Annotated in this window: 4 protein-coding genes; all 4 read right to left on the bottom strand. The window is 68.6% G+C overall.

The window, feature by feature from the left end; translation table 11 throughout:
- Positions 1–917, bottom strand: a 917-nt coding sequence (locus tag AC1DXV_RS32895; RefSeq protein WP_477937702.1) for a branched-chain amino acid ABC transporter permease, incomplete at its 3' end; no start/stop codon positions are given.
- Positions 914–1789 (bottom strand): branched-chain amino acid ABC transporter permease, encoded by an 876-nt coding sequence (locus AC1DXV_RS32890; protein WP_477872059.1) that lies wholly within the window; start codon positions 1787–1789, stop codon positions 914–916. The genes AC1DXV_RS32895 and AC1DXV_RS32890, both read right to left, overlap by 4 nt.
- Positions 1790–1818: 29 nt before the next feature.
- A complete protein-coding gene (locus AC1DXV_RS32885) occupies positions 1819–2976 on the bottom strand; it encodes an ABC transporter substrate-binding protein (protein WP_477872057.1) in 1158 nt (385 codons plus the stop codon).
- Positions 2973–3391: shikimate dehydrogenase family protein (locus AC1DXV_RS32880; RefSeq protein WP_477872055.1), on the bottom strand; the 419-nt coding region annotated here is incomplete at its 5' end. The genes AC1DXV_RS32885 and AC1DXV_RS32880, both read right to left, overlap by 4 nt.

Raw genomic sequence — 3391 nt, 5'->3', positions numbered from 1 at the left:
GGAATGCTCAGCAGCCCGTCCTGCAGCCACAGCATCAACAACACCACCGCGMTGCCGAACACGAACAGGTACCAGCCCTGCGCGAACCGCAGCCACTCGGGCAGCAGCACGCCCACCGCCGAGCCGAGCACCGGCCCGAAGAAGCGGCCTGCACCGCCCACCACCACCATCAGGTACATCATGATCGACGCACCCACCGTGAACGGCGCCGGCTCGATGAACTGCACCAGCGAGGCGAACAGCGCACCCGCCGCCCCGGCATACGCCGCCCCGATCGCGAACGACAGCAGCGTGTAGGCCCGGATGTGCACGCCCAGGCTCTCGGCCCGGATCGGGTTGTCGCGCAGCGCGGTGAAGGCCTTGCCCCACGGCGAACGCAGCAGCTTCCACAGCACAGCGCCCAGCACCAGCGTGCAGCCGAGGATGAAGTAGTAGTACGGCAGGCTGCGATCCAGCGACAGCCCGGCCAGCGAGGGCCGCGCGATGTTGTTGATGCCGAAGGTGCCGCCGGTCAGCCACTCCTCGTTGCGCATCACCAGCCACACCGCGGTGTTGAAGCCCAGCGTCGCGAACGCGAGGTAGATCGTCTGCACCCGCAGCGCCGGAAAGCCGAGCGCGAGCCCGACCACGAAGCAGCCCGCCATCGCGAGCGGCAAACCCAGCCAGAAGCTGAAGCCGGCCTTCATCACGATCGCCAGCGTGTAGGCGCCGATGCCGAAGAAGGCCGCGTGCCCGAGCGACTTCTGCCCCGCGTGGCCGACCGTCAGGTTCAGCCCCATCGTCGCGATCACGAACACCAGCCAGTAGCTCAGCAGGTACAGGCCGTAGCTCTTCAGGAACGGCGGCACGGCGACCAGCAGCGCCAGGCCGAGCAGGCCGGGCACCAGCGCGGTGGCCAGGGACTTGTCGCGCCTCATACCTTGCGCTCCTCGCGGCGGCCCAGCAGCCCCTGCGGCTTGAACAGGATCACCAGCATGAACACCACCAGCGCGACGGCGTCCTTGTAGGCCGGCGAGATGTACGCCGACGCCAGGTTCTCGGCCACGCCGACGATCAGGCCGCCGAGCAGCGCGCCGCGCGAGTTGTTGAAGCCGCCGATGATCGCGGCGAAGAAGGCCTTGGTGCCCAGCGGTTCGCCCATGTCGAACTTCGCCAGGTAGGTCGGCGTGATCAGCAGTGCCGCGGCACAGGCCAGCAGCGCATTGATCGCGAAGGTGTAGAACACCATGCGCGGCACGTCGATGCCGAGCACGGTGGCACTCTCGGTGTTCTGCGCCACCGCCTGCATCGCGCGGCCGGTCACCGTCTTGGCGAGAAAGGCCTGCGTGCCGAACACCAGCACCAGCGCCATCGCGAGCGTGCCCAGGTCGACCAGCGTCACCGCGACCCCGCCGACATGGAACAGCCGGTCGGCGAACAGGCCGGGGAACGGATGCGCCTCGGCGGTGAAGCCGGCCCGCACGCCGTTGCGCATCGCGATCGCCAGGCCGATGGTGGCCACCACCACCGGCATCAACCCGAAGCGCAGCAGCGGATCGGCGATGCCGCGCTTGAAGGCCCAGCCGAGCACGGCCACCGCCAGCACGCAGGTCAGCACGAAGCCGGCCCACAGCGGCAGGCCGACGCTCATGAAGCCGAGCATCGTGAAGGCCGGCAGCATCACGAACTCGCCCTGCGCGAAGTTGATCGTGCCCGAGGCCTGCCACAGCAGCGTGAAGCCGAGCGCGGCCAGCGCATAGATGCTGCCCGTCGCCATGCCCGAGAGCACCAGTTGCAGGAAATCGCTCATGTCACGGCAGTCTTGTCGCGGCCATCAGGTCACGACTTCCTGCCGAGCGCCGGCAGCGTCTCCCGCACCTCCTGCTTGCCGTTCTTCACCTCGACGATGAAGCTCTCGCGGTCGAGATCGCCGTTGGCATCGATGCTCACGTCCATCAGCACGCCCGGCTCCTTCGCCACGGTGATCGTCAGCCCGTGCAGCGCCTTCGCCACCGCCACGCGGTCGAACTTGCCGACCTTCTCGATCGCCGCCTTCAGCATGTAGACGCTGGTGTAGCCCTTGATGCCGTTGTGGTCCGAGACGTACTTGTATTCCTTCTCGAACTTGCTGCGGAAGGCCCGCATCGCCGGCGTCGGCGCATCCACCGTCAGCCCGACGTGCGCGATCGCGCCGTTCGCCGCCTCGCCCGCCAGGTCGATCACCTTCTGGCCGGTCAGCGTGGTCTCGCCGATCACCGGCTTGCTCCAGCCCTGCTTGCGCAGCTCGCGCAGCGCGCGTGCCGACTCCTCCTCGTTGGTGTAGACGAACAGCACGTCGGCATTGCTCTGCTTCGCGCGCAGCACCGGCGCCGCGAAGTCGACCTGGCCCGATTCGGTGGAGATGTCGGCCGCCACCTTCAGCCCGCTCGCCTCGGCCGACTTGACGAAGGCATCGCGCCCGCCCTTGCCGAAGTCGTTGTTGACGAACATCACCGCCACCGTCTTCGCCTTCAGCGTGGCCGCGATGTAGCGCGCCACCTTCGGCATCGACGAGGCCTGCGTGAAGCTGGTGCGGAAGATGTACGGGTTGCCCTGCTGCGTGATCGAGGTGGCCTCGCCGCCGGTGAAGTTGGGCACCTCGGCACGCCGCGTCTCGGCCATGCTCACCAGCACCGAGCCGGAGAAGGTGGGCCCGAGCACCGCGAACACCTCGTCGTCCACCGCCTTCGTCGCCAGGCCCTTCGCGACGCCCGGGTTCGATTGCGTGTCGTTGACCAGCGTCTCGAGCTTGCGCCCGAGGATGCCGCCGGCGGCGTTGATCTCCTTCACCGCGAGCTCGATGCCGTTCTTCGCGTTCGTGCCGGCCGTGGCGCCGGTGCCCGACAGCTCCTGGATCACGGCCAGCTTGACGGTCTGGGCCTGGACGGACAGCGCGGTGCAACAGGCAGCCGTGCCGAGCAGCGCGGCGATCAGACCGCGGCGGATCGATGGGTTCATGTCGTGTCTCCTTGTCGTTGGAATATGGCGCGCAGCCCGGAGGCATCGGCCTGCACCGCCTGCGCGATCGAATCGAAGCCGAAGAAGCGCAGGTACTCCGGCACCTGCTGCACCAGCATCTCGAAGCCGGGGTGCGCGACGATGCCGCGTGCATGGCAGGCCCGCAGCAGCGGCGTCGGCTGGTTCTTCATCAGGATGTCGACCACCACGGCCGTGCGGTCGAGCTGCGCGGGGTCGAAGGGCAGCGGATCGTCGGCCTGCAGGCCGAGCGGCGTCGCGTTGACGACCAGGTCGAAGCCGGCCGGTGCCGGCTGCGCCAGCGAGACCACGTCGACGCCGAACTCGGCGGCGAGCCGTTCGGCGATGGCCGCGGTGCGGCCGCGCGCGGTGTCGAACAGCGCGATGCGCGCCGCAC

The organism is Rhizobacter sp. P3_C12, assembly GCF_056402735.1.
Note: the sequence above shows the minus strand (reverse complement) of the source record. Positions and strands in the feature narration are given on the sequence as shown.